Source organism: Rhodococcus sp. 2H158 (assembly GCF_053764755.1).
Window position 1 is genome coordinate 62,038 of sequence record NZ_JBSNCE010000008.1, and the last position, 25,052, is coordinate 87,089.

At 69.4% G+C, this 25,052-nt stretch carries 27 protein-coding genes; 17 read left to right on the forward strand and 10 right to left on the reverse strand.

Going from position 1 to position 25,052, the window contains the following annotated elements; genetic code table 11:
• Positions 1-54: 54 nt before the first annotated feature.
• Both ACWPOB_RS09640 and ACWPOB_RS09645 read right to left on the reverse strand, forming a co-directional pair.
• The gene (locus ACWPOB_RS09640; protein WP_100055686.1) at positions 55-855 is read right to left on the reverse strand and encodes an SDR family oxidoreductase; all 801 of its coding nucleotides are present in this window, start codon (positions 853-855) and stop codon (positions 55-57) included.
• Positions 852-2,075 (reverse strand): acyl-CoA dehydrogenase family protein, encoded by a 1,224-nt coding sequence (locus tag ACWPOB_RS09645; protein WP_100055685.1) that lies wholly within the window; start codon positions 2,073-2,075, stop codon positions 852-854. Before ACWPOB_RS09645 ends, ACWPOB_RS09640 begins: the two co-directional genes overlap by 4 nt.
• Positions 2,076-2,119: 44 nt before the next feature.
• Here ACWPOB_RS09645 and ACWPOB_RS09650 point away from each other — a divergent pair, with 44 nt between their 5' ends.
• The 9 genes from ACWPOB_RS09650 (at position 2,120) to ACWPOB_RS09690 (ending at position 10,886) form a co-directional block, all read left to right on the forward strand.
• Entirely contained in the window at positions 2,120-3,667 is a 1,548-nt protein-coding gene (locus ACWPOB_RS09650) for a FadD3 family acyl-CoA ligase (RefSeq protein WP_455400662.1), read from the forward strand.
• A complete protein-coding gene (locus ACWPOB_RS09655; RefSeq protein ID WP_455400663.1) occupies positions 3,664-4,554 on the forward strand; it encodes an enoyl-CoA hydratase in 891 nt (296 codons plus the stop codon). Before ACWPOB_RS09650 ends, ACWPOB_RS09655 begins: the two co-directional genes overlap by 4 nt.
• On the forward strand, positions 4,554-5,714 hold the full coding sequence (locus tag ACWPOB_RS09660) for an acyl-CoA dehydrogenase family protein (RefSeq protein ID WP_455400664.1): 1,161 nt from the start codon (positions 4,554-4,556) through the stop codon (positions 5,712-5,714). The genes ACWPOB_RS09655 and ACWPOB_RS09660 overlap by 1 nt, the downstream gene beginning before the upstream one ends.
• Positions 5,711-6,676, forward strand: coding sequence for an acyl-CoA dehydrogenase family protein (locus tag ACWPOB_RS09665; RefSeq protein ID WP_455400665.1), 966 nt, complete (start codon positions 5,711-5,713; stop codon positions 6,674-6,676). Before ACWPOB_RS09660 ends, ACWPOB_RS09665 begins: the two co-directional genes overlap by 4 nt.
• Positions 6,673-7,722, forward strand: a complete 1,050-nt coding sequence (locus ACWPOB_RS09670; protein WP_455400666.1) for an acyl-CoA dehydrogenase family protein — start codon at positions 6,673-6,675, stop codon at positions 7,720-7,722. Before ACWPOB_RS09665 ends, ACWPOB_RS09670 begins: the two co-directional genes overlap by 4 nt.
• 102 nt (positions 7,723-7,824) lie before the next feature.
• The gene (locus tag ACWPOB_RS09675) at positions 7,825-8,700 is read left to right on the forward strand and encodes an aldo/keto reductase (RefSeq protein ID WP_043797522.1); all 876 of its coding nucleotides are present in this window, start codon (positions 7,825-7,827) and stop codon (positions 8,698-8,700) included.
• Positions 8,701-8,885: 185 nt separating this feature from the next.
• Entirely contained in the window at positions 8,886-9,602 is a 717-nt protein-coding gene (locus ACWPOB_RS09680; protein WP_100056581.1) for an acetoacetate decarboxylase family protein, read from the forward strand.
• Between the two features lie 76 nt (positions 9,603-9,678).
• The gene (locus ACWPOB_RS09685) at positions 9,679-10,356 is read left to right on the forward strand and encodes a PRC-barrel domain-containing protein (RefSeq protein WP_455400667.1); all 678 of its coding nucleotides are present in this window, start codon (positions 9,679-9,681) and stop codon (positions 10,354-10,356) included.
• The gene (locus ACWPOB_RS09690; protein ID WP_455400668.1) at positions 10,353-10,886 is read left to right on the forward strand and encodes a DUF4190 domain-containing protein; all 534 of its coding nucleotides are present in this window, start codon (positions 10,353-10,355) and stop codon (positions 10,884-10,886) included. Before ACWPOB_RS09685 ends, ACWPOB_RS09690 begins: the two co-directional genes overlap by 4 nt.
• Before the next feature lie 24 nt (positions 10,887-10,910).
• Here ACWPOB_RS09690 and hsaB read toward each other — a convergent pair whose 3' ends face one another.
• Genes hsaB through hsaA form a run of 4 tightly spaced genes read right to left on the reverse strand, consistent with a single transcriptional unit; the run spans position 10,911 to position 14,484 of the window.
• Complete coding sequence (gene hsaB / locus ACWPOB_RS09695; protein WP_455400669.1) at positions 10,911-11,486, reverse strand: 3-hydroxy-9,10-secoandrosta-1,3,5(10)-triene-9,17-dione monooxygenase reductase subunit; 576 nt, start codon at positions 11,484-11,486, stop codon at positions 10,911-10,913.
• Positions 11,483-12,385, reverse strand: a complete 903-nt coding sequence (gene hsaC, locus ACWPOB_RS09700; protein ID WP_455400670.1) for an iron-dependent extradiol dioxygenase HsaC — start codon at positions 12,383-12,385, stop codon at positions 11,483-11,485. The genes hsaB and hsaC overlap by 4 nt, the downstream gene beginning before the upstream one ends.
• A gap of 1 nt (position 12,386) precedes the next feature.
• The gene (gene hsaD, locus ACWPOB_RS09705; RefSeq protein WP_455400671.1) at positions 12,387-13,298 is read right to left on the reverse strand and encodes a 4,5:9,10-diseco-3-hydroxy-5,9,17-trioxoandrosta-1(10),2-diene-4-oate hydrolase; all 912 of its coding nucleotides are present in this window, start codon (positions 13,296-13,298) and stop codon (positions 12,387-12,389) included.
• Positions 13,299-13,308: 10 nt separating this feature from the next.
• A complete protein-coding gene (gene hsaA / locus ACWPOB_RS09710; RefSeq protein WP_455400672.1) occupies positions 13,309-14,484 on the reverse strand; it encodes a 3-hydroxy-9,10-secoandrosta-1,3,5(10)-triene-9,17-dione monooxygenase oxygenase subunit in 1,176 nt (391 codons plus the stop codon).
• A gap of 191 nt (positions 14,485-14,675) precedes the next feature.
• Between hsaA and ACWPOB_RS09715 the strand changes: the two genes are divergently transcribed.
• Positions 14,676-15,824 (forward strand): Rieske 2Fe-2S domain-containing protein, encoded by a 1,149-nt coding sequence (locus tag ACWPOB_RS09715; RefSeq protein WP_100056575.1) that lies wholly within the window; start codon positions 14,676-14,678, stop codon positions 15,822-15,824.
• A 2-nt stretch (positions 15,825-15,826) separates the two neighbouring features.
• Complete coding sequence (locus ACWPOB_RS09720) at positions 15,827-16,165, forward strand: hypothetical protein (protein WP_006937751.1); 339 nt, start codon at positions 15,827-15,829, stop codon at positions 16,163-16,165.
• 124 nt (positions 16,166-16,289) lie between these two features.
• Here ACWPOB_RS09720 and ACWPOB_RS09725 read toward each other — a convergent pair whose 3' ends face one another.
• A complete protein-coding gene (locus tag ACWPOB_RS09725; protein WP_455400673.1) occupies positions 16,290-16,592 on the reverse strand; it encodes an MGMT family protein in 303 nt (100 codons plus the stop codon).
• Positions 16,593-16,607: 15 nt separating this feature from the next.
• On the reverse strand, positions 16,608-16,817 hold the full coding sequence (locus ACWPOB_RS09730) for a hypervirulence associated TUDOR domain-containing protein (protein WP_100056574.1): 210 nt from the start codon (positions 16,815-16,817) through the stop codon (positions 16,608-16,610).
• Between the two features lie 198 nt (positions 16,818-17,015).
• Between ACWPOB_RS09730 and ACWPOB_RS09735 the strand changes: the two genes are divergently transcribed.
• Together ACWPOB_RS09735 and ACWPOB_RS09740 are read left to right on the forward strand one after the other, a co-directional pair.
• On the forward strand, positions 17,016-17,222 hold the full coding sequence (locus ACWPOB_RS09735; protein WP_037200466.1) for a zinc-ribbon domain-containing protein: 207 nt from the start codon (positions 17,016-17,018) through the stop codon (positions 17,220-17,222).
• An 838-nt stretch (positions 17,223-18,060) separates the two neighbouring features.
• A complete protein-coding gene (locus ACWPOB_RS09740; RefSeq protein WP_455400674.1) occupies positions 18,061-18,705 on the forward strand; it encodes a dihydrofolate reductase family protein in 645 nt (214 codons plus the stop codon).
• A gap of 140 nt (positions 18,706-18,845) precedes the next feature.
• On the opposite strand, the gene ACWPOB_RS09745 is transcribed toward ACWPOB_RS09740, so the two are convergent.
• Positions 18,846-20,354, reverse strand: coding sequence for a protein adenylyltransferase SelO (locus tag ACWPOB_RS09745; RefSeq protein WP_455400675.1), 1,509 nt, complete (start codon positions 20,352-20,354; stop codon positions 18,846-18,848).
• A gap of 366 nt (positions 20,355-20,720) precedes the next feature.
• A complete protein-coding gene (locus tag ACWPOB_RS09750) occupies positions 20,721-21,122 on the reverse strand; it encodes a DUF6223 family protein (protein WP_455400676.1) in 402 nt (133 codons plus the stop codon).
• Between the two features lie 230 nt (positions 21,123-21,352).
• Between ACWPOB_RS09750 and ACWPOB_RS09755 the strand changes: the two genes are divergently transcribed.
• The 4 genes from ACWPOB_RS09755 to ACWPOB_RS09770 all read left to right on the forward strand — a co-directional run bounded on the left by ACWPOB_RS09755 (position 21,353) and on the right by ACWPOB_RS09770 (position 24,926).
• Positions 21,353-22,603: a sensor histidine kinase gene (locus ACWPOB_RS09755; protein WP_455400677.1), complete on the forward strand. Its 1,251-nt coding sequence runs from the start codon at positions 21,353-21,355 to the stop codon at positions 22,601-22,603.
• Positions 22,600-23,292, forward strand: a complete 693-nt coding sequence (locus tag ACWPOB_RS09760; protein WP_100056775.1) for a response regulator transcription factor — start codon at positions 22,600-22,602, stop codon at positions 23,290-23,292. Before ACWPOB_RS09755 ends, ACWPOB_RS09760 begins: the two co-directional genes overlap by 4 nt.
• A gap of 110 nt (positions 23,293-23,402) precedes the next feature.
• The gene (locus ACWPOB_RS09765; protein ID WP_455400678.1) at positions 23,403-24,131 is read left to right on the forward strand and encodes a mycothiol-dependent nitroreductase Rv2466c family protein; all 729 of its coding nucleotides are present in this window, start codon (positions 23,403-23,405) and stop codon (positions 24,129-24,131) included.
• A gap of 105 nt (positions 24,132-24,236) precedes the next feature.
• Positions 24,237-24,926, forward strand: a complete 690-nt coding sequence (locus ACWPOB_RS09770; RefSeq protein ID WP_455400679.1) for a hypothetical protein — start codon at positions 24,237-24,239, stop codon at positions 24,924-24,926.
• Positions 24,927-25,052 lie beyond the last annotated feature (126 nt).

Below are 25,052 nucleotides of genomic sequence, written 5' to 3' on the forward strand. Positions count from 1 at the left end.
TTCAGGCTGCCGTGCGCGGTTCCGGTGGCGGCGGCTACCGGAACCGTGCACGGGTCAGGCCCTCTGCGAGGAGATCGAGACGACCTCGCCGGTCAGGTACGTGGTGTAGTCGCTGGCGAGCATGGCGATGGTCGCGGCGATCTCCCAGACCTCCGCGGCCCGCCCGTACGCCTCGTCGGCGGCGAGCCGGTCGAGCAGGTCCTCGCTGGTGACCTTCGCGAGAAAGGCGTGCCGCGCGATCGACGGGGCGACGGCGTTGATCCGGACCCCGTACTCGGCGGCCTCGATCGCCGAGCAGCGGGTCAGCGCCATCACGCCGGCCTTGGCGGCCGCGTAGTGCGCCTGCGAGTGCTGCGCGCGCCAGCCGAGCACCGAGGCGTTGTTGACGAGGACGCCGCCGTGGTCGGCCGACCGGAAGTAGCGCAGCGCGGCGCGGGTGGCGCGGAAGGTGCTGGTGAGGGTGATGTCGAGGACGCGGTCCCACTGCTCGTCGGTCATGTCGACCACCGGGGTCTCACCGCCGAGGCCGGCGTTGTTGACCAGCACGTCGATGCGCCCGAGCCGGTCGGCGGCGCCGGTGATCAGCGCGTCGACCTGCTCGGTGGAGGAGACGTCGCACACGAGGGCGTCGACCCGCTGCGACGGGAACTCGGCGGCGAGCTTGTCGACCGTCTCCCCGAGCCGACGCTCGTGGAAGTCCGAGACGAGCACGTCGCCGCCCTCGAGCAGGGCGCGACGGGCGGTCGCGAAACCGATGCCGGTGCCGGCGGCGGCGGTGACGACGACCTTCTTGCCGGCGAGCAGGCCGTGGCCCGGGGTTTCGACGGGCGGCGTGGCGAGGGGGGATGTGGTCACGGACGGGCCTCTCGGGGAAGGCCGAGCACGCGCTCGGCGATGATGTTGCGCTGGACCTCGTTGGATCCGCCGTAGATGGTGTCGGCGCGGGTGAACAGGAACAGCCGCTGCCATTCGGCGAGCTCGAGATGCTCGGGATCCGAGAGCGCCGACGGGTGGCCGGCATGGTCGTGCTCCGGTCCGACGAGCGAGGCCGGGCCCTGCACGTCCATCGCGAGCTTGCCGAGGTCGCGGTGCCAGTTGGCCCACAGCAGCTTCGCCACCGATGCCTGGCCGGGGTCGGCCTCGCCGAGGGTGCGCACGGCGTGGGCGCGCATCACGCGCAGGCCGATGCGGGCACGCGCGATCCGCTCGCGGATGTGCGGATCCTCGGCGGCACCGTTGGATGCGGCGAGGTCGACGACGCCCTGCAGCTCACGGGCGAAACCGATCTGCTGGCCCAGGGTGGAGACGCCGCGCTCGAAGGTGAGCAGTCCCATCGCGACCTTCCACCCGTCGCCGGGGGCACCGACGACGAGGTCGGCGTCGGTGACGGCGTCGTCGAAGAAGACCTCGTTGAACTCGGAGGTGCCGGTGAGCTGCTGGATGGGCCGGACCGTGACGCCGGGCTGATCGAGCGGCACGAGCAGGAAGCTCAGGCCGTGGTGCCGGGAAGAGCCGGGTTCGGTGCGGCAGACCACGAACGCCCACTGCGCGACGTGCGCGAGGGACGTCCACACCTTCTGGCCGTTGATGATCCACTTGCCGTCCTCGAGCCGGGCGGTGGTGGCGACGTTGGCCAGGTCGGAACCGGCGCCGGGCTCGGAATAGCCCTGGGCCCACAGTTCGGTGACGTTCCGGATGCCGGGCAGGAAGCGGCGCTTCTGTTCCTCGGTACCGAAGGCGACGAGGGTGGGCCCGAGCAGTTCCTCGCCGAGGTGATTCACGCGGGCCGGTGCGTTCGCCTTCGCGTACTCCTCGTGGAACATCACCTGCTGTTCGAGGGTGGCGCCGCGTCCGCCGTACTCGGCCGGCCAGCCGATGCAGGTCCATCCGGCGGCGGCGAGATGCCGGTCCCAGGCCAGGCGCTGCTCGAAGTACTCGTGCTCGCTGCCCGGGCCGCCCTTGCCCTTCAGCTCGGCGAATTCGCCGGTCAGATTGTCCTCCAGCCACTGCCGGACGGTGGCGGCGAACGCGGCGTTGTCGAAACCCGTGTCGTCCAGTCTCTCGCTCTGATGCACGTCTGTACGATAACCTACCAAGCACTTGCTAGGTAGGGAGCTCCGTGACTGCACAACCGAGAACCACACCGGCGGCCCTCGAACGCGCCGCATCGGCGCACGCCGACCGGACCGCGATCGTCGACGGCGATGTGCAACCGACGTTCGCACAACTGCGCGACCACGTCCGCGAATTCGCCGCCGCCCTCGTCGCCCACGGCGTCGGGCCCGGCGCACGCGTCGCGATCTGGTCGCCCAACACGCACCACTGGATCGTCGCCGCGCTCGGGATCCACTGGGCCGGCGGCATCGTCGTCCCCGTCAACACCCGATACACCGGCGACGAGGCGCACGACATCCTCGACCGGATCGACGCCGGCGCTCTCGTCGTTGCCGGGGACTTCCTCGGCACCGACCGGTACGCGGCCCTGCGCGCGGCGGCGCCGGAACTGCACATTCCCATCGTCGTGCGAGTCCCGCTGGGTGGGACCGACGCCCCCGCCGACGGCGTGGTGGACTGGGACGAATTCCTGGCCTCGGCGACGGAGGACGCGCGCACCCAAGCCGACGCCCGCGCGCGGGCCGTCTCCCCCGACGACGTCTCCGACATCCTGTTCACCTCCGGCACCACCGGGCGGAGCAAGGGTGTGCTCAGCGCCCACCGGCAGCTGATCGGGGTCGCCCGGGCGTGGGCCGACTGCGCCGAACTCACGCCGGACGACAACTATCTCGTCATCAACCCGTTCTTCCACAGCTTCGGATACAAGGCCGGTTTCGTCGCGGCGCTGCTCGCGGGCAGCACCGTCGTGCCGATGGCGGTGTTCGACGTCGAGAAGGTGATGGCCACCGTCGCCGACCGGCGGATCAGCGTGCTGCCGGGAGCGCCGACGATCTACCAGAGCATCCTCGACCACCCCCGGCGCGACGAATTCGACATGTCGTCCCTGCGGATCGCGGTCACCGGGGCCGCACCCGTGCCCGTCGCGCTCGTCGAACGCATGCAGAACGAACTGAGCTTCGACGCCGTGCTCACCGCGTACGGGCAGACCGAGGCGGTGGTCGCGACGATGTGCCGCACCGACGACGATCCCGTCACCGTGTCCACCTCCTCCGGCCGCGCCACCGCCGGCTTCGAGGTCCGCATCGGCGACAAGGGCGAGATCCTGCTGCGGGGCCCCAACGTGATGCTCGGCTACCTCGACGACCCGGAGGCCACCGCCAAGACGATCGACGCCGACGGCTGGTTGCACACCGGCGACGTGGGCACCCTCGACGAACGCGGCTACCTCGACATCACCGACCGGCTCAAGGACATGTACATCAGCGGCGGGTTCAACGTCTATCCCGCCGAGATCGAGGCGGCGCTGATGCGCCTGCCCGGCGTGCACGAGGTCGCGGTCATCGGTGTGCCCGACGAGCGCATGGGCGAGGTCGGACGCGCGTACGTCGTCGCCCTCGAGGGCAGCGGCCTGACCGAGGAGGCCGTGATCGCGTTCTGCAAGGAGAAGCTGGCCAACTTCAAGGTGCCCCGCTCGGTCCGCTTCACCGGGCACCTGCCCCGCAACCCGTCCGGCAAGGTTCTGAAAAACATTCTGCGTGAGGAGAAGTCATGACCGTCCCCTACGAACCCGATGTCGTCACCTACGAGGTGCGCGACGGCGTCGCGATCGTCACCCTCAACCGGCCGGACTACCGCAACGCGCAGAACTCGGTGATGACCTACGCCCTCGACGCCGCGTTCGAACGGGCCGTCCAGGACGACGAGGTGAAGGTGATCGTGCTCGCCGGCAACGGCAAGCACTTCTCCGCCGGGCACGACCTGGGAACCCCCGGGCGTGATCACCACGTGCACTACGACAACAAGGCCGTCATGTGGTGGGACCACGTCGACAAGCCCGGTGGCGACCAGCGCTACGCCCGTGAGATGGAGGTGTACCTGGGCATGTGCCGCCGCTGGCGGGAGATCCCCAAGCCGACGATCGCGATGGTGCAGGGCGCGTGCATCGCCGGCGGCCTCATGCTCGCCTGGGTGTGCGACCTGATCGTCGCGTCGGAGGATGCGTTCTTCTCCGATCCCGTGGTGCGCATGGGCATTCCGGGGGTGGAGTACTTCGCCCACCCGTGGGTCCTCGGCACCCGCTTCGCCAAGGAGATTCTCTACACCGGCGACCGCTTCGGCGCCCAGCGCGCGTACGAGGTCGGCATGGTCAACCGCGTCGTGCCGCGCGAGAAGCTCGAGGAGGAGACCCTCGCCCTGGCCGCGCGTATCGCCGAGATGCCGCGGTTCGGCCTGGCCCTGACCAAGCGCGCCGTCAACCAGTGCGAGGACCAGATGGGCATGCGGAACGGCATGGACTCGGTGTTCGGCCTGCACCACTTCGCCCACGCCCACAACGCCGAGGTCGGCACCGACTCCCTCGGCGGCATGAACGCCAAGTCGATGGCGGCGAGCGCCCGCCCGGCCCCCGCGGGCCCCACGGCCCAGGACGGAGCGAAGTAGTGGATCTCGAGTTCGACGACGCAACCCTCGCCTTCCGCGACGAGATCCGCGCGTTCCTCGCCGAGCACGTCCCGGAGACCCCGCTGCAGTCGATGGACACCGCGGAGGGCTTCGAAGAGCACCGGCGGTGGGAACGCACCCTCGCCGACGCCCGGCTGTCCGTGGTGTCCTGGCCCGAGGAACTCGGCGGCCGCGACGCCTCGTTGCTGCAGTGGGTGGTGTTCGAGGAGGAGTACTACCGCGCCGGGGCGCCCGGACGCGTCAGTCAGAACGGCATCTTCCTGCTCGCCCCCACCCTGTTCGAGCACGCCCACCCCGACCAGCTCGCCCGCATCATGCCCCGCATGGCGCGCGCCGACGACATCTGGGCACAGGCCTGGTCCGAACCCGAGTCCGGCAGCGACCTCGCGTCGCTGCGCTCGACGGCCACCCGCGTCGACGGCGGCTGGCTGCTCAACGGGCAGAAGACGTGGAGCTCCCGGGCGTCCTTCGCGGACATGGGCTTCGGCCTGTTCCGATCCGACCCGGAAGCGCAGCGGCACAAGGGCATCACGTACTTCATGTTCGACCTGCGCGCGGCGGGCGTCACCGTCCGGCCCATCGACCAGCTCGACGGCGAGCCCGGTTTCGCCGAGATCTTCCTCGAGGACGTGTTCGTGCCCGACGATCCCGCCGACCCCGGCGCGTCCGGGGTCATCGGCGGCGTGAACGAGGGCTGGCGGGTCGCGATGAGCACCGCCTCCAACGAGCGCGGCCTGTCGTTGCGCTCCCCCGGGCGGTTCCTCGCCACCGCCGACCGGCTGCTGCAGCTGTACAAGTCGTCGGATCTGCACGGGGACGCGGCCCTGCGCAACCGCGTCGCCGACAGCTGGATCGGCGCGCGCGCCTACGAGTTGTCCACCTGGGGCACGGTCACGCGGTTGCAGGACGGCGGGCAGCTCGGCGCGGAGTCGTCCATCAACAAGGTGTTCTGGTCGGAGTGGGACATCGCCGCCCACGAGACGGCGCTCGACCTGCAGGGCGCCGCCGCCGAGCTCGTCGACGGCTGGACGGACGGCTACCTGTTCTCGCTGTCCGGCCCGATCTACGCCGGCACCAACGAAATCCAGAAGAACGTCATCGCCGAGCGCCTGCTCGGCCTCCCGAAGGGCGACCGATGAGATTCGCGCTCGACTCCTCCCACGAGGACTTCGCGTCCAGTATCGATGCGCTGCTCGCCAAGTCCGACATGCCGGCCGTGATCCGCGCGTGGAGCGCCGGCGACACCGGCCCCGGCCTGAAGGTGTGGCAGCGTCTCGCCGAGATCGGGCTCGGCGGCCTGCTCGTCGGCGAGGACCACGACGGCGTGGGTGCCGACGCGGTCGACCTCGTCGTCGCCGTCGAACAACTCGGCCGCCACGCCGTGCCGGGCCCGATCGTCGACACCGTCGCCGTCGCCCCGGTGCTGCTCGCGGCCGCGGCGCCGGACCGGTTGCCGGCCCTGGCCTCCGGCGCGCTCGCGACCGTCGCCGCCGCGCCGGACGTGCCGTTCGCGGTCGACGCCGACGTCGCCGACCTGGTCCTGCACGTCGACGGCTCGGCCGTGTCCGTCGGCACCCCCGGGCAGCCGCGCGAGTCCGTCGACCCGGCCCGCCGGCTGTTCCCCGTCTCGGCGGGAGAGTCGTTGGGCGAAGCCGACTTCGGTGCCGCGTTCGACCTCGGCGCGCTCGCCACCGCGGCGCAGCTGCAGGGCCTCGGCCGGACGCTGCTCGAGCGCACCACCGAGTACGCGCAGCAGCGCCGGCAGTTCGGCCGGGCCATCGGCTCCTTCCAGGCCGTCAAGCACCACCTCGCCGAGGTGGCCGTCGCGCTGGAGATGGCCCGGCCGCTGCTGCACGGCGCGGCGCTGTCGGTGCGCGACGGGCTGCCGCAGGCGTCGCGGGACGTCTCCGCCGCCAAGGTCGCATGCGGCGACGCCGCCTACCGTGCGGCCCGGACCGCGCTGCAGGTGCACGGCGCCATCGGCTACACCCGGGAACACGACCTGTCGCTGTGGCTGACGAAGGTCCGCGCCCTCGTCACCGTGTGGGGCACGCCCGACGTGCACCGGGCGCGGATCGTCGACGCGCTGGAGGCGTCGTGACGTTCGAAACCGAGGACCGCGCCGCGCTGCGCGAGTCGGTGCGCAACCTGCTCGCCAAGCACTCCGACTCGTCGGCGGTGCGCAAGGCGATCACCGCGCCCGAGGGCTACGACGCCGGCCTGTGGGAGCGGATGGTCGAGCAGATCGGGGTGGCGGCGCTCGCCGTGCCCGAGGACTACGACGGGGTGGGCGCCTCGCTCGCCGAGACCCACGTCGTGCTCGAGGAACTCGGCCGGACGCTGGCGCCGTCACCGATGCTCGGCTCGGCGGTGCTCGCGGCGCAGGCGCTGCTGCTGTCCGGCGACACCGAAGCATGCGCGCGGCTGCTGCCGGGCATCGCCGCCGGGGAGATCGCGGCCGTGTGCTGGGCCTCGGCGGCGGGCTGGTCGTCACCGGGGGTGACCGCGACCGGCGACCGGCTCGACGGCACCGCACACTACGTGCTCGGCGGAGACGTCGCGAGCACCCTGCTGGTGCTCGCGCGGGACGGGGACGCCGTCGCGCTGTTCGAGGTGGATCCGGACGCGACCGGCGTGACCCGGCGCCGGGTGCCGACGATGGACCCGACCCGCACCCTCGCGCAGGTGCGGTTCGACGGGGCGACCGGACGGCCGCTCGCGTGCCCGGCGGATCTCGTGGACCGGTTGCGCACCGTCGCGCTGATCGCGCTGTCGGCCGAGCAGGTCGGTGCGGCACAGGCCGCGCTGGATCTGACCGTGGAGTACTCGAAGAACCGCAAGCAGTTCGGCCGCGTCATCGGGTCCTTCCAGGCGCTCAAGCACCGCATGGCCGACATGTACGCGCTGGTGGAGACCGCGCGCTCGATGTCGTACGCGGCGGCGGTGTCGCAGGATACGCAGGACGCGTATGCGGCGAAGGTGTACTGCTCGGAGGCGTTCGAGCGGGTGGCCGCGGAGACGATCCAGTTGCACGGGGGCATCGCCATCACGTGGGAACACGACGCGCAGCTGTACTTCAAGCGCGCTCACGGCACGGCCCAGCTGTTCGGGCAGCCGCGCGAGTTCCTGGCCGCGATCGGAATGTGACGCCCGCGTGCCCGAGCGAATGGACCATCGCGTCGGCCTGATCGAGTGAGGGGTACATTCGCTCGGGCCGCGGGGCGATCCGGCAGTCGTTAGCCTGGGACGATGAGCACTCCCGTGATCACGCTGAATTCCGGAACCACCATCCCGCAGCTCGGCCTGGGAGTCTGGCAGGCCACCAACGAGCAGACCGAACACGCCGTGCGCTTCGCCCTCGACGAGGCCGGCTACCGGCACATCGACACCGCCGCCGCGTACGGGAACGAGGAGGGCGTCGGGCGCGGTATCGCGGCCTCCGCGGTCCCGCGGGAGGACGTCTTCCTCACCACGAAGTTGTGGAATGCAGACCAGGGCTACGACCGGGCGCTGAAGGCGTTCGACGAGAGCCTCCGCCGCCTCGGCACGGACTACGTCGACCTGTACCTGATCCACTGGCCCTTGCAGGACAACGACCGGTTGCTGCGCACCTGGGACGCACTCGAGAAGATCGCCGGGTCCGGCCGGGCAAAGGCGATCGGCGTGTGCAACTTCGAGCCGCACCACCTGCAGCTGCTCGTCGACCGCGGCGGCATGCTGCCCGCCGTCGACCAGGTGGAGCTGCACCCACACCTGCCCCAGCAGGAGATCCGTGCCTTCGCGGCCGACCACGGTATCGCCGTCGAATCGTGGAGCCCGCTGGGCGGTACCAGCAATTCCGGCTGGGGCCGCGACTCCAAGCCGAACACGCTGCTGATCGATCCGATCATCACGCGCATCGCGGACCGGCACAGCAAGTCCGCGGCCCAGGTGCTGATCCGCTGGCACCTGCAGAACGGCCTCATCGTGATCCCGAAGTCGGTCCACGACGCGCGGATCGCGCAGAACTTCGACGTGTTCGACTTCGAACTCGACGACCTCGACCTGAGCGAGATCGCGACCCTCGACGACGGCACGCGCGTCGGCATGCACCCGGACGAGATGAACATCGGCGCGCCGGACTGACGGACGATCCCCGCACGGGCGGCCGCGCCCCTTCGGCGCGCGGCTGCCCGTTTCCGGGCGTATTCGCCGATCAACCTTGCGCTTCCAGGGCGTAGCACGAATAGTAGAACACGTTCTCATCCAGGACCCGGCCGGCCGCGGGTTCGCGACCGGTTCGCGCAGAGGGGCAGGACGTGACGACACACATGATCTCGGGCACCCCGGTCGAGATGCCGGTGCGGATTCGGACCGCGACGGCATTCATGGCGATGTACTCGGTGCCCACCGCCCCGGCTCGGGCCCTGATCGATCACACGGGACTCGAACTGCTGCACCACCGCCCGGGGCGCGGTATCTGCATCCTGGTGTTCGTGGACTACATCGACGGAGATCTCGGACCCTACAACGAGTTCGGCGTGTGCTTCCTCGTCCGCGACCATCGCCGGCGCGGCGGCACCGTGCTGCAGAATCTGCGGAAACTCGCCCGCGGCGGCGCCGGTGCCCTCATCCATCAGCTGCCCGTCGACGGCGAGTTCACCCTGGCGGCAGGACGGGGAATCTGGGGGTTCCCCAAGATCCTCGCCGACTTCGACGCCGACCACGCCGGCGCCGTCAAGCGCGCGTCGGTGAGCCGGGACGGGCAGCTGATCGCGGAACTGTCGGTGCGACCGGGCCTCGCGGTTCCCGGGCGTGGTGCGGCCGCCTCCGTCACGGCCTACTCCCACCTGGACGGGATCACCCGGCACACCGGATGGGCGATGAATCCCTCCGGCGTGCGCAGCCGCGTCGGCGGCGCCACCCTGCGCCTCGGAACCCACCCCATCGCCGGCGAACTGCGCGCGCTGGGGCTGCCCCGGCGTGCGCTGCTCACGTCGTCGATCCCCCGTCTGCAGATGACCTTCGGAGACGCCGAACCGATCTGATCCGGCCTTCGGGTTTCGGCGCCCGTCGCAGCGGGCACCCACCGAGTCGAAGACACAATCGATCGGTGAGGTCACCATGATCAACAACAGCGACATCGATGCACTTGTCGGCGCCACCGTCTACGGACCCGGCGGCGACAAGCTCGGCAAGGTCGGCGAGGTCTACCTCGACAACCGCACCGGGAACCCTGCTTGGATCACCGTCGTCACCGGCCTGTTCGGCACCCGTCGGCATTTCGTGCCGATCGACGTCGCCGAGCTGGACGGCAGGGACGTCCGTCTGCCGTTCGACAAGGACACGGTGACCGGCGCCCCGAACATCGACGAGGACGGCCGTCTCACCCCCGAGGAGGAGACGCAGCTCTACCGCTACTACGACAGGGCGGATACCGACACCGACACCGGTCGCGCACCGGACGCCGACCGGACCCCCGACGCCGATCGGCTGCGGGACACCGATCGGACGCCGGACACCGACCGGGTGCGCGATACCGACCGGACGTCGGACGCCGATCGGCTGCGGGACGCCGACCGGACGCCGGACACCCATCGGGCGCCGCAAGGAGGCGCGCCGGGTGTGTCCACCTCGGCTCCGCCGTCGGCCACACCGTCGCATCCCGGTGGCACCGGTGGCACAACGCAACACGGCGCCCCCTCCCCCGGTCCGCGACTCCACAAGCGGGTCGTGACCACCGAGTACTACGTCGACGAGGGCGCCCCCGGCCAGCACCCCGACCAGGAGGACCGACGATGATCGAACGTGAGCCCGCCGGTTCGAGTGCCGCCGGCCGAGACCCCGTTCCCGGCCGAGACACCGTTCCCCGCCGAGACACCGTTCCCGGCCGCGAGCGCGTGGTCGCGGACGACCGGGTGACGGACCGCACCACCACCACCACCACCGCCGCTCCCTTCGAGGAGCGGGTGACGACGAAGCCTGCCAAGACGAGTGTGGCCGCCGCCCTCGCACTCGCCGTCGGCACCGCCGCCCTGGTGTGCGTGCTCTCGCTCGTCCTCTCCCCCGTCGGCCTGGTGCTGTCCCTCGTCGGGCTCGTGCTCGGCATCGTGGGCCTTCGCGCGGCACGTCGCCTGGGCGTGACCGGGCGCGGCGTCGCCATCGCGGGCATCGTGCTCAGCATCGTCTCGCTCGTGCTGTCGATCGCCTACGTGGCGGGTGTGGTGACGGTGCTCAACAACGACCGCATGGTCGAGCAGCTCGAACAGCAACTCGACCGGGCCCGCGACCAGCTGCCCGACAGCATCCAGGTGCCCCAGCCCGGCGAGTAACCGTCCGTCCGGCCGTGCCGGCCCTCAGAGCCAGGTGTCCTCGGAGGTACTGGTGAGAAACGCCTCGAGGTCGTCGCGCCAGGGGGCCGGCACGGTCTTGTCCGGCTCGATTCCGGTGTACTGGCCGCGATAGAACAACAGCGGCCGCTCCTTCTCGTCGCGCACCTCGCTGAGCGAGGACACCCGTCCGAACACCACCCAGTGGTCGCCGCCGTCGTGCACGGTCTCGACGGTGCAGTCGATGTGCGCCAGGGATCCGGTCAGGACGGGCGAGCCGAGCGGTGACGGGCTCCACTCGACGGCGGCGAACTTGTCCGGCTCCCGGGACCCGAACCGGGCGCACGTGTCCTGCTGTTCCTCCGCGAGTACGTTGACGCAGAAGCGCCCGGATCGTTCGATCGCGGTCCACGACCGCGACGTCCTCGTCGGGCAGAACAACACCAGCGGCGGGTCCAGCGACAGCGCCGCGAACGATTGGCAGGCGAATCCCACCGGCTCGCCCGCGTCGACGGTGGTGATGATCGTGACCCCCGTGCAGAACTGGCCCAGCACGTTCCGAAAGACCTGGGGGTCGATCACACCGTCGTCGGGGGTGGTCACGGCTGCATCCCCACGCTGAAGTCGTGACCCCACAGGCTGACCGCTGTGGACTCCCGGGCGATCCACTCCTCGTCCTTGACCTGCCTTCCCTCGCAGCCGAATTCGACGTCGAAGCCACCCGGGGTCTTCATGTAGAACGAGAGCATGAGGTCGTTGACGTGCCGGCCCAGCGTCGCCGACATCTTCACCTTCCGGCGCAGCGCCCGGTCCAGGCACAGCCCGACGTCGTCGGCGTTCTCCACCTCGATCATCAGGTGCACGATGCCACTCGGCGTGGGCATCGGCAGGAACGCCAGGCTGTGGTGCCGTGGGTTGCACCCGAAGAAGCGGAGCCAGGCCGGTTTCCCGTCGGCCGGGCGGCCCACCATCTGTGGCGGCATGCGCATCGAGTCCCGCAGCCGGAAGCCGAGGACGTCGCGGTAGAAGTGCAGGGCCTCCTCGTCGTCGCGGGTGGACAGGACGACGTGCCCGAGTCCCTGCTCGCCGGTGACGAACCGATGCCCGTACGGGCTGACCACGCGGCGGTGCTCGAGCGCCACCCCGTGGAACGCCTCGAGGGTGTTGCCGGACGGGTCCTGGAACACGATCAGCTCGTCCACACGACGGTCGGCGAGCTGCTCGGCCGTGCCCTCCTTGAACGGGACCCCGGCGGCCGCGAGGTTGTCGCGCACCTCCTGCAGCTCGGCGGCGTTCGCCGTCTCCCAGCCCGCGACCAGCAGCCGATCGCTCTCGTGCGGCTCGATGACCAGCCGGGCCGGGAAGTCGTCCATCCGCAGGTACAGGGCGTCCGGGTGGATACCCTTGCCCTCCACCATGCCGAGCACCTTCAGCCCGTACTCGCGCCAGGCGCCCATGTCGGTGGCGCCGATGCGCAGATACGCCAGGGATCGGATACCCATGTCAGACACTCCCGTCGCTTCGCTCGCCCCGACCGCTCCGGTCGGTCAGGAAATCGATTGTCAGGCGGTTGAACTCGTCGAGCTTCTCGAGCTGGGCCCAGTGCCCGCAGCCGCCGAAGACGTGCAGCTGCGCGCGGGGGATCAGCTTGAGCGCGACGAGCGCCCCGTCGAGCGGATTGACCCGGTCCTCCCGGCCCCAGATCAACAGCACCCGCTGCCGCAGCTTGTACGCGTCGCGCCAGAGCATCCCCAGCTCGAAGTCCGGTCCGGAGAACGACTTTCCCATCGCGCGCGCAGCGGCGAGCGACTCGGGGGTGCTCGCGGCGGCGAAGCGTTCCTCGACCAACTCCTCGGTGATCAGCGACTGGTCGTACACCATCACCCGGAGGAACGCCTCGAGCTTCTCCCTGGTCGGGCCCTCCGGCGGCGCCGCGAACCGGCCGAGGTGCTTCACGCCCTCGGTAGGGTCGGGCGCGAAGAGATTGACGCTCAATCCCCCCGGTCCCATCAACACGAGCCGTCCGGCCCGGTCCGGGAAGTCCAGTGCGAACCGCACCGCGGCACCGCCGCCGAGCGAGTTGCCGAGCAGGTGCACGCGCCCGTCGACGCCGAGGTGGTCGAGCAGGTCCTTCAGCGCGGTGGCGCTGTGCACGAAGTACTGCGGATGCTCGGTGGGCTTGTCGGACTTGCCGTAACCGGGCTGGTCGACGCAGATCACGTGGAAGCGCTCGGCCAGCACGGGGATGTTGCGGGCGAAGTTGGACCAGCCGGAGGCGCCCGGACCGCCGCCGTGCAGCAGCACGATCGTGGTGTCGTGGCCGACCCCCGCCTCGTGGTAGTGCAGCCGCAGGTCGTCGCGCACCTGAGCGAACCGGGACGTCGACTCGTAGGTGATCTCTTCCGTCGCAGTCAATTCGGTCTCCCTACACCATCGTGTCTGTGATCGGGAGGCCGAACTCGCCGGCGCCGAACATCACATAGGCGCGCTCGGCGTCGTTGGCGGCGTGGACACGCCCGGCGTGGGCGTCGCGCCAGAACCGTTGGATCGGCGTGCCGTTGGCGAGAGCGGTGGCACCGGAGTTCTCGAACAGCAGGTCGATGGACGCGATGGCGCGGCCGGTGGCGCGGACCTGGTCGCGACGGGCACGCAGCCGCAGTTCCATCGGGACCTCCTCGCCGGCGACGAGGTGCGCGTACTCGTCGGCGACGTTTCCGGACAGCTGGCGCCACGCGGCGTCGATGTCGCTCGAGGCCTCGGCGATCCGCACCTTCGAGAACGGATCGTCCTTGGCCTTTTCCCCCGCGTAGGCGGCGCGCACGCGCTTGCCCTGATGCTCGACGTGGGCCCGGTAGGCGCCGTAGGCCATGCCGACGATCGGTGTGGAGATGGTGGTGGGATGGACGGTGCCCCAGGGCATCTTGTAGACCGGCGCGGTGTTGCGCTCGAGGCCGGGGGCGGTGAGGTTGCTCATCGCCTTGAAGCTGAGGAAGCGGTGCCGGGGCACGAACACGTCCTCGACCACGATCGTGTTCGACCCGGTGCCGCGCAGGCCGACCACGTTCCAGACGTCGTCGATCTCGTAGTCCGCGCGCGGGATCAGGAAGCTGCCGAAATCGACGGGTCGGCCGTCCTTGAGGACCGGGCCACCGACGACGACCCACGTGGCATGGTCGCACCCGGAGGACCAGGCCCACGCGCCATTGACCCGGTAGCCGCCGTCCACGACCTCGCCGGCGCCCATCGGGGCGTAGGAGGAGGAGATGCGCACGTCGGTATCCTCGGCCCATACGTCCTCCTGGGCCTGCTGCGAGAACAGGGCCAGGTGCCAGTTGTGGACACCGATGATCCCGGACACCCATCCGGTGGAGCCGCACGCGCTCGCGATGTTGCGGACAGCCGTGTAGAACAGTACCGGGTCGGCCTCGTAGCCGCCCCACTGCTTCGGCTGGAGCAGCCGGAAGAACCCCGCCTCCTGCAGCGCCTTGATCGAGTCGTCGGGGATGCGGCGAAGATCCTCGGTCTCCTGTGCACGTTCCCGCAGGGCGGGCAGCAGCGCGTCGATCCGCTGCAGTACCTCGTGGCTCTCGTGGTCGCCCACTGGACGCTCCCGTCTGTTCCGGAAATGATCGCTTGCTTCGAGACTAGAACACGTTCCCATTCATGTCGAGACCGCGGAATCGCCGCACGTCGGCGTCTTTTCTGTGGGACGAAAGTCCCGGATCGCTTCCGGATCGCCGCAATATTCTATAACGTGTTCTACTAGATGAACCGAAGGGAAGTGAGGGGACAATGGCACAGATTCGCGAGATCGACGTCGGAGAGGTCCGCACGCGTTTCGCGCGGGGTTGGCACTGCCTCGGGCTCGCCAGGACGTTCAAGGACGGCAAGCCGCACGCCGTCGAGGCCTTCGGCACGAAGCTCGTGGTCTGGGCCGACAGCCAGGGCGACCCGAAGGTCCTCGACGCCTACTGCCGGCACATGGGCGGCGACCTGTCGCAGGGTGAGATCAAGGGCGACTCCGTCGCATGCCCGTTCCACGACTGGCGGTGGGGCGGCAACGGCAAGTGCACCGACATTCCCTACGCCCGGCGGGTGCCGCCGCTCGCCCGCACCCGCTCCTGGCTGACGATGGAGAAGAACGGGCAGCTGTTCGTCTGGAACGACCCCGAGGGCAACCCCCCGCCGCCGGAGGTCACGATCCCCGACATCGAGCAGTACGGGTCGGGCGAGTGGACCGACTGGACGTGGAACTCGATCCTCATCGAGGGCGCCAACTGCCGTGAGATCATCGACAACGTCGTGGATATGGCGCACTTCTACTACATCCATTACGCGTTCCCGACCTACTTCAAGAACGTCTTCGAAGGGCACGTCGCCGCGCAGTACCTCAACACCCGCGGCCGGCCCGACAAGGGCATGTCCACCCAGTACGGCATGGAGTCGCTGCTGAAGTCGTTCGCGGCGTACTACGGTCCCTCCTACATGATCAATCCGATGACCAACAGCTACGGCGGCTACGAGGTCGAGTCGGTGCTGATCAACTGCCACTACCCCGTGACCCACGACTCGTTCGTGCTGCAGTACGGCATCATCGTCAAGAAGCCGACCGGGATGTCCGACGAGATGTCGGCCAAACTCGCCGCGAAGTTCACCGAGGGCATCGGCGAGGGCTTCCTGCAGGACGTCGAGATCTGGAAGAACAAGACCAAGATCGACAACCCGCTGCTGTGCGAGGAGGACGGCCCGGTCTATCAGCTGCGACGCTGGTACGAGCAGTTCTACGTCGACGTCGCCGACGTCACCGAGAAGATGACGCAGCGCTTCGAATACGAGGTGGACACCACCAAGGCCAACGAGGCGTGGCAGGCGGAGGTCGCCGAGAACCTCGCGCGGCAGAAGGCCGAGCAGGAACAGGGCAAGCAGGAAGCGGAGGTCTGACGATGGATCCCTCGACCCGGGCGCGCCGGTGGGCGAAGGCCCCGGACTTCGCCGGCCAGCCCGCGCGGGTCGAGGCGGTCCGCGCGCAGACCGCCATCGACAAGATCAACTACCTGGATTCGGGCCTGCACGAGGTGCGGTGCCGCGAGTGCGGCACCTGCGTGCTGGTGCGCAAGAACAGCTTCGACCACACGAGCGTGCAGTGGTGCGAGAATCCCGCGTCGGTGTGCCCGAACTTCCGGGACGACGCGACCCCGGGTGCCCTGCGCGACGGTTGCCCGCAACTGCGCGCCAGCATCGAGCAGGCGGTGCTCGACGGCCGGATCACCGTGCCGGACTGACGTCGCCACGCCTCGGAGCGGCCCGAGTTGTTCGAGCGAATCGAGCACCGCCGCCGTCGCCGACACCCGATAGACGTGCCGCACCCGGTGCTCCTCGAACTGACCCACCGTCAGGGATCGTCGGTCAGTCCATCCATCGTTGCCGAGCGCGTTGCATGTCAACCCGCTTCCCGGCCACGGGGGTGCCCTCTTCGAGCAGGAGTGCCGGTGCAAGACCGCCGTGACACGAGGCGGTTGTTCCGTCGGCGTAGACGACTCGCCACCAGGGAACGTTGTCGTCCAGCAGGCTCATCGCTCGGCCCACCTGCCGTGGACCCGCCCCGATTCTCTTGCCGATATCGCCATAGGAGGCAACCGAGCCCGGAGGGAGGGCAACGACTGCCTCCCGGACCGCGTCGATAATGCGCATCTCATCTCGAGTGACCATCGGGATTCCGGCCTCCTAAAGCTTCGTCAGCGCATCGCCTTTGTGCATCGCGATGTGCTCGGTCTTGTCGCTCTTGATCTCGTACTGAGGGTCACTCTCACTGCAACGCCGTGTGCGCCCCTTGAACTCCACGTCCTTCGTGTGCTTCCTGATGATGACGCCCTCGACGTATCCGGCTTCGGAGTTCCACCGGACATGGTCGCCGACGGAGAAGTCAGTCGCCATAGCCCTTCCTCCACTCGATGTTCGTCCTCGTGAGGCTACCCGGCTCACGGCTTCCGTATGCCGGCGGAAGAGGTTGGCTGGCGAGTCGGTCTTCGGGCAACTGGTGCCGATCGATATCGTCGGCTGTGGTCATCGCGTGGTCTTCCTCGAGACCGTTGCCCACTGACGACCGTCTACTGAGGATCGCTCTATGCTGGCGTGGTGTTCCTTCTATTCGGATACGGCACCAAGCGGCAACACCTCGGCTCAGGGCAGACCCGAACGTGCCCGCGCTGCCACAACACCACACAGTGGGCACGGATCCGGGAATTCAGCCAGTTCACATTGTTCTTCGTTCCGGTCGCGCGATGGAAGCGCCGGCAGCTGGAGGAATGTGGCATCTGCGGCACCGCCGTCGAAGTCTGAGCGCCTTCATTCGTCGACGCGCCACCGACGGAGCGTGCGTCGGCGCACTCAGCCGATACAGGGATCGACGAATGGATCGAACACCGGAGCTGTTCCAACAGCTACAGCACTATTTGCTCGTCACACGAAAATTGTTGCGCAACAGAGACTTTTACAATCAGGTCGAAACACTCCGTTACGGGCGCTGCCTCCCGGGCGCGCGACTATTTCCACTACCCCACCCCCATCGACCACCAGACCGGCTACCAGGCCCGAGATGATACAACCGATTTTCTTGGGGCACAGGGTGATCCTGTCGAGTGCCATCCATCGGGTGGCGAGCAGCGCAGCGGCACGTTCGCCGAGGCACCGCAGAAGGCGGCCTCTGGTGGGCCGGCCAAGTCCAAGCATGATCCACGACATCGGCAGCTGCGAGACAGTGGTCGGCTCGATCCTCACCGAAGCTCACCACATCATCACTCGCACACTGCCCGGTCACGTCAAGAGCTGAAATTGCTCAGCGCCCTTCTCCGACACCACCCGGTCGAGAAACCACGCCCACTGTGGCACTGCCCCCAACGGTGTCCGCGCGACACCGCCGACCGCACGGGCGGCCGTTCTGCAGGCACGACCTGCGCGACCCCACCCCGATCGAGGCGAGTGGGGAGATGTGCACCGCCCACCGAACCGGACCTGCCGGACGCCGCACGGACGCCCCCCACAGGACCGGTGGTGACGGATGCACCGCGCGAGGCCGGTCGACACGCACGAAGTGAGATGCCGTCACAGCGATGAGTCCGCCGACGCCCGCAGGTCTACCTTTACGACCGAGACACACCACTTCACCGGGAGCCGAGCCATGGGCCTGATCGACATCGAACTGTTCACCACCCTCGACCTCGTCGGACAGGCACCGGGCGGCCCCGACGAAGACCCGGTCGGATTTCCGTTCGGCGGCTGGCAGGCACCCCTGCTCGACGAGGTCACCGGCGCGCAGATCGGGGCCGCCTACGAAGGCACCGACGCCCTGCTGCTCGGCCGCCGGACCTACGACATCTTCGCCGCCTACTGGCCGTACCAGCACGGCGGCGAAGACAACGACATCGCCACGCTCTTCAACGGCGTCCCGAAGTACGTGGCCTCCCGCGGCAGGCCCGACCTCTCCTGGTCCGGATCCACGCAGCTCGGCCCCGATCTGGCCGCCGCGGTGCGCGGAATCCGGGACCGGCACGAGCACATCAAAGTCGTCGGGAGCCTGGACCTGGTCCAGACCCTCCTGCGCGAGAAACTCTTCGACCGGCTCGACCTGTGGGTGCACCCGATCGTGCTCGGCGTCGGAAAGAAGGTGTTCGACGCCGGCGCGGTGCCCACCAACCTCACCCTCCTCGCACCGCCGGTAGCCAGCCCGACGGGCAACGTGTACCTGCGCTACGCGCTCGCCGACGGCATACCCGGCACCGGGGACATGAGCGCCCCCGACCGCGGCGCCGGGCGGGACGGCTGAACCCGCCCCGCACCAGCTGGGTCCGTGTCCTCGGGGGTGCCTCCGCCAGGTCTGCCGCCGTCGTTCCCGGCGGCGCATCACCGGCGAGGGAATCCCCCCCGGCACGAACACAGCAGTGCCCAGCGGCGTGTACTCGGACGTTATGTGCCGCAGAAGGTTCGGAAGGTCGCACTGAACGACGGCGGGGCGGGTGTGGTGTAGTCGGACCACTCGTCACGGCGGTCGAACGGATGCGTGACGACCTCGAGCAGCTTCTCGAAAGCAGCGAGCTCACCGTCGGTCGCGGCACGCAGAGCCGCATCGAGCTGATGATTGCGCGGGATGTACAGCGGGTTCACGCTGTCCATCGCGTCCGCGGTCTGCGCTGTCCCACGCCCTTGTGTGCTCAGGGCGCCGCGCCAGCGGTCCACCCACGGCCCGATGTGCTCGCGCGGGACGAGGGCGTGCAGCGGCGCCGAATGCCCGCGGAGTTCGTCCGCGAGCGCCCGGAAGCTGCCCGTCCAGTCGGCGCCGTGTTCGGCCATCAACCTCAGCAGGTCGTCGACCAGCGCTCGATCGAGGAGCGTGCCGGCCACCCCGAGCTTGGCCGCCATCCCGGCGGCGTAGTGGCCCTCGTAACGGGCGTCGAAGGTATCGAGGACTGCCGACACCGCGGCAATCGCGTCATCCGTCGTCGAATCGAGCAGCGGTAGAAGCGTTTCCGCCAAGCGCGCCAGATTCCACTTCAGGACAGCGGGCTGGTTGCCGAACGCATAACGGCCGCCGTGATCGATCGAACTGAACACCGCCGCCGGGTCGAACGCATCGAGGAAGGCGCACGGACCATAGTCGATGGTCTCCCCCGAAATGGTCGTGTTGTCGGTGTTCATCACCCCGTGCACGAACCCGGTGAGCATCCACTGCGCCACCAGTGCTGCCTGCGCCTCGACCACCGCCTCGAAGAACGCCAGGTAGCGAGTGCCCTCACCCGTCGCCGGCAGCTCGGTCAACTCCGGGTAGTGGCGGGTGATCGCGTAGTCGGCGAGCCGCTGCAGGACTCCCTCCTGCCGGGCCGCGAATTCGAAGGTGCCCACCCGCAGGTGACTGGCCGCGACCCGGGCGAGCACGGCACCGGGCTCGGCGCCGTCTCGGCGAACGCGGCGGCCCGTCGCGACCACCGACAGCGCACGCGTCGTGGGAATACCGAGGGCATACATGGCCTCGCTGACCAGGTATTCGCGCAGCATCGGGCCGAGGACCGCGAACCCGTCACCGCCCCGAGAAAACGGCGTGCGCCCCGAGCCCTTCAGATGCAGATCCACCCGCCGACCGTCACCGCCCAGCACTTCGCCGAGCAGCAACGCCCGACCATCCCCGAGCAGCGGTGCGTACCCACCGAACTGATGGCCCGCATACGCCATCGCCACCGGCGTCGCCCCGGCCGGCGCCGTCGAGCCGGACAACACCCCGACCCCGACCTCGCTCCGCAGCACCTCCACGTCCCACCGCAGCGACACCGCGAGCTGCTCGTTGAGCACAAGCAACTTCGGATCGGGGGCATCAGCGCCCTGCCACGGCACCGCCAGGGCGGCCAACTCGTCGGCAAAGGTGCTCTCGAGGCCGGCCACCGCCGAGTTCGTGCCTACCGTGGACTCCGGGAATGCCGCCATCAGTCGAGAGTAACCACCGCACCACCTGTCCCGCCGCTCACGACCGAGAACACACCCGGCCACCAGCTCACGGTGCTCGACGTCACTGCACCGCGAGCCCACACTGTCCATCACCGGCAGGGCTCGTCCTGCTCGTCACCACAGCCACCCCGACGCGGGCCGCGCCGGGTCGACAAGGCCCACCGCGTCAGCAGCGGGCGCCCAGGTGGGCGCAGGCCCGAGCGCGCTCGATTCGCCACGTGCCACCGTCTGCGACCAGGGGAACGCCGGGCCCGGCGGCGGCCGTGGCGGCGGACAGCTGCGCCGGGCCGACCCGGCGCCAGGCCCCGCGCAGCACTCAGTGGCGGCGCACGGAGCGGGCGGGGGTCACGACGCGGGCACCGGCCTGGAATCGTGGCCGGATCGGCTGGTGCGACGAGAGCGGGCCAGAGCCAGCCCACCGAGGACCGTGCCGATCAGCCCGAGCGCCACGGCGAGGACGGCGCCGGCGAGCCCGTTGCCGGTGCCGAGTCCACCGGCGGAGTTGACCCCGTGCACCCCACCGGCGATGACGCTGATCGGTCCCAGCACCAGGGCCACGATCGTCCGGGCTCGTCCGGTGCCGGTGCGGCGGGATCGGGTCAGAGCCAGCCCACCGGCGACGGCGCTGATCAGCCCCAGCACGGCTGCCGCGGTGGGCACAGCTCGCCCGACGCCGAGCTCGTAACCGGCGGCGACAACGGAGACGTGCGTGATCGCCGGTGCGGCAAGCAAATCGAGGACAGGCATTGCGGATCCTTTCGGTCGAACGACGTGTTCCGGCCGCGCTCATGGAGGCCTCCGTCGTTGAGCGGACGCATACGATCGTCGCGTCTCTGCAACGGGGTGTCCTCGGACAGCGGGCGGCAGCGGATACGAAGTTCGACGTAGGTGGCTCGCGCGCAACCACGCTTCTCGACGTAGGCGGCCGCGCAGTTCGCGGGAGTTGTTTTCCCCACCCGGAACCATATGATCGCGCCATGCCGGATCGCGTCACGTTGTTCCGCCCGCCCGCCTGGGCGCAGGATGTGCTGCTGGCGGTATTCATCACTGTGATGCAGGTCCAGGGCACCGTCGTCCGCAACAGCGGGGAGCCCGAAGCAGTGCTGCGCCCCCTGTCCGACCTCGGGAACCTCGGCTACCTGCTGTTGATCGCCGGTGGCGCGGTCCTGGTCCTGCGCCGCCGCTGGCCAGTCGCAGTGTTCGCCGTGACCGCGCTCGCCAGCATGGTGTACTACACCCTCGACTTCCCGGACGGCCCCGGATGGCTGGGCCTGTTCGTGGCCCTCTACACCCTCACCGCCCGCGGCGACGGACGTCGCTCGCTGGTGATGGCCGTTGTGGGCATCGCAGCACTGACCGCGGTCTGGCTGATCGCCGCGACCGACATCGAACCCCCAGCCGCCGTCGGCTGGGTGTACTTCCGGATCGGCGCCGCGGGCATGAGTGCCGCCCTCGGGGAGAGCGTCCGCTCGAGGAGAGTGATCGCGGAGGAAGCGCTCGAGCGCGCCGAACTGGCCGAACGCTCTCGTGAGGACGAAGCCCGCGCCCGGGTCGACGAGGAACGGCTCCGGATCGCGCGCGAGGTCCACGACACCGTCGCGCACGCCATCGCCATCATCAACGTCCAATCCGGCGTCACCGCACACGTGCTGGACAAGCGACCGGAACAAGCACGCCAGACGCTCGAGGCCATCGAGCGGACCAGTTCCCGGGCACTGCAGGAGATGCGGGCCATCCTCGGGGTCCTTCGCGACGACAACGACGGCCGCCTTCCACCCCCAGGGCTCGGGCAGGTCGACGAACTCACCGCCAGGGCACGCGAAGCCGGGCTCGACGTCGAGCTGGAGACGACATCACCCCCACCGCCCGTACCCAGCGCGGTAGGCAGCGCCGTGTACCGAATCCTGCAGGAGGCGATCACCAATGTGATTCGCCATGTCGGACCGACCCGGGTCGCGGTCGCACTGAACTACGGCCCCGACGCCGTGGAACTCCGCGTGACAGACGACGGCCCGCGCGCGGATGGGGACACCGATAAAACAGCCAGGGGCGCCGACCGTGCGGACGCCGGGTTCGCCGGCACGGACACACGCGGCCGCGGGATCGTGGGGATGCGCGAGCGTTGCCGGCTCTTGGGCGGCGACTTCGACGCCGGCCCGCTCCCGGGCGGCGGCTTTGCCGTCACCGCCCGGCTGCCCTTGGTCCCGACCGCAACGGTGAAGGTATGAACCCGGTGACAGGCGCATCCGGCCGCGACACTCCGATCAAGGTCCTACTCGTAGACGACGAGCATCTGGTGCGGTCCGGCTTCAAGATCCTCCTCGAGGTCGAGGACGGCATCACGGTGGTCGGGGAAGCCGCAACCGGCGCCGAAGCCGTGGAGCAAGCCCGGGTTCTGCGCCCGGATGTCGTGCTCATGGATATCCGTATGCCGAAGATGGACGGCATCGAGGCCACCCGGCAGATCGCCACCACCAACGGGCTCCAACACGTACGCATCCTCATCCTGACCACCTACGACACCGACGCCTACGTCTTCGAAGGCCTCCAGGCCGGCGCCAGCGGCTTCCTGCTCAAAGACGCGGGCCCGGCCGAGCTCCTGCACGGTATCCGCGTGGTCGCCGCCGGAGAAGCTCTGCTCGCACCGCGCATCACGCGCCGCCTCATCGCCCAGTTCACCGCACAGCACACAGCCGACAAGGCCGCCGATCTTCGGCTTGCGGTCCTCACCGACCGGGAACGTGAGGTCCTGAAGCTGGTAGGTATGGGCATGAGCAACAACGAGATCGGCGCCGAACTCTGCCTCAGCCCGGCCACCGCCCGCACCCACGTCAGCCACGCCATGGTGAAACTCGGTGCTCGCGACCGCGCGCAACTGGTCGTCATCGCCTACCGAACGGGACTTGTGAAGCCGTAGGCGATCGGTCTGTCGACCCCGCGATCCGAATCTTCTCTGATCGACGATGTCCCAGACGAGAGGGGCGTCTGTGCCGGCGACCGCCCGAGCACTCCGTAGCCTGACGAGGCATGAGTGATGCGGATATCCACTTCTACTTCGACCCGGTGTGCCCGTTCGCCTGGATGACCAGCAAATGGGTGCGCCGGGTGACGGCCCAGCGCGAATACCGAGTCGACTGGCGGTTCATTTCGCTGCGCCTGATCAACGCGCACGTCGACTACGACGCTCACTTTCCGCCCGAGTACGAGGCCGGTCACACGAGTGGGCTGCGACTGCTCCGGGTCGCGGCGCGAGTGCGGGCCGAGCACGGGCGCGAGGCGGTGGATCCGCTGTACCGGGCGCTCGGTGCGCGGATATTCGAGACCACGCCGGACGCCGACAACACCGCCGGACCGGAGCAGCAAGGAACGCGGGCTTTCCTCGAGCCGATCCTGGCCCGGGCGGGCCTACCCGTGCAGGTGGCGGACGCGCTGGACGACCCCTCGCTCGATGCGCTCATCCAGGCGGAGACCGACGAGGCACTGCGCCTGACCGGCAGAGACGTCGGCACGCCGATCATCCACTTCCAGCCGCCGAACGGCGTGGCCTTCTTCGGGCCGGTGATCAGCCGGCTACCCGACGAAGAGGGCGCCCTCCGCCTGTGGGACCACGTCGTCGGGCTGGCGAGCTTCCCGGGTTTCGCCGAACTCAAACGTAGCCTGCGTGAGCTACCGCAGCTGCCGGGTCTCGGTGTCGCTCCCGACGAGGTCGGAGTGGAGCAGGACTGGCACGGTGGCAGTCGACGAACCAAGAGTTGAGCAAACCAGCGCCGGCCACCCCGGCACCGTTCGGCCCGACAGTCAGGTCGAGACGACTTCCGTTGTGTATATCCGGTGCGGACCGGTAACGGATAGCCTCGAGCCATGATGCTGGCGAACGTCTGCGAGCTCTATCGAGACGCAGGCTTTCTCGGGCAGCCGGCGGCCGCCGCCACCAGCCTGGCCTTCGTGATTGCCGGCCTGGCCGTGCTCGCACGTCGTCGGCACGGCACGCCGACGGTGATCTACGGTCTCCTCGTCATCGCGGTCGGCGCCGGATCCCTCATAGCGCACGGACCGAACCCGACGTGGCAGGCCTACGCACACGACATACCGATCGCGACATTGCTCGCTTACACAGCCGTCGACGCCGCTTCCGACCGGTTCGACCGACGGCTGTCGCCGCGGTGGTGGCTCGTCGTTCCGCTCGTGATGGTTCCCATCGTCGCAGCCGGCTCGAGCGCCTCCACGATCGTGCAGGCACTGCTCGCCGCGGTCACCGTGGGACTCGCCCTGGAACGCGCCCGCGTCCGTCCGCACCTGCGCCGCACGACGATCGTCGCGGCACTGCTTCTCGCGTCCGGCGCCGTGCTCGGCACCATCGGCGACCGGACCTCGCTCTGCCGACCGAGTAGTGTCCTGCAGGGCCACGCGCTGTGGCACATTCTCGCCGCCACTGGACTGTGGCGGCTCTCGCCCACGATCGGTTCACGGTCCCCCCGGATATCGGCCAGGACATCGCGGCATCTGTCGGGTCGGGCCGGCCCGGCCCGGAGACGGCCCGGTCAGGCTTGACCGCGTCGGTGGCACATGCACCGTCTGGCCTGCCTGCTGGTGGGCGCGGCCGCGGTCGAGGTGTTGTGGAGCCGTCTGACGGGTCATCGCCTGCTCCGGCGCAGCGGGGACGGTCGCACACGGCCG